General features: G+C 36.4%; 2 protein-coding genes. Both read right to left on the bottom strand.

Annotated features, from left to right (window positions below):
- Positions 1-150: 150 nt before the first annotated feature.
- Positions 151-381 (bottom strand): hypothetical protein, encoded by a 231-nt coding sequence (locus EKL98_RS18310; protein ID WP_262710869.1) that lies wholly within the window; start codon positions 379-381, stop codon positions 151-153.
- The coding region (locus tag EKL98_RS18655) for a hypothetical protein (protein ID WP_394343493.1) at positions 381-563 on the bottom strand (183 nt) is incomplete at its 5' end. The genes EKL98_RS18310 and EKL98_RS18655, both read right to left, overlap by 1 nt.

The following is a 563-nucleotide window of genomic DNA, read 5'->3' as shown; positions in this document are numbered from 1 at the left end:
TTAAAGTCGGTTTTGTGTCTGAAAGTATAGTCATAAACCGAAAGTTTAGGCTTCCTTAATCCGCCACATCGCCAAGCGGCATAACGTCAGGCTGTGAATAAACGCCATTTTCAACACTATTTCACTTCACAAGATTACTATAAATGAATTTTAAGCCCAGCAATATTTTGAAGTGTTTTGGTTTGTTCTAAAAATAATTTTAGCTAAAAAGAGCCTTATGTAAGTGGTTTTTACAAAAAACAAGACTTTTGCCTTGTAAGCTGAGTTCCAAGTTTTGAGTTTGGCTATTAAATCGGGAACACTAAGGATATTGATGCTCCGTTTGATGTTATAAACCAACATAATAAGGCTATGTTCCCCGTTTACTTTTTCCAGTCCTATTAAATCGGTGTAATTGTATCCCCATTTTCGCTTGATTGTCCCAAAGATATGTTCGTTGATTTACTCAATTTTTTATTGTTTTTTATTTGTTTTCGTGATTTCCGCTTCGCTTCAATTCTTGCCTCTTTCGGTAGCGTTGTGGGTTTTCTTTGTAGCGCTGGCGGTTCTCCTCTACTGCTTGA

Source organism: Flavobacterium bomense (assembly GCF_003970355.1).
Note: the sequence above shows the minus strand (reverse complement) of the source record. Positions and strands in the feature narration are given on the sequence as shown.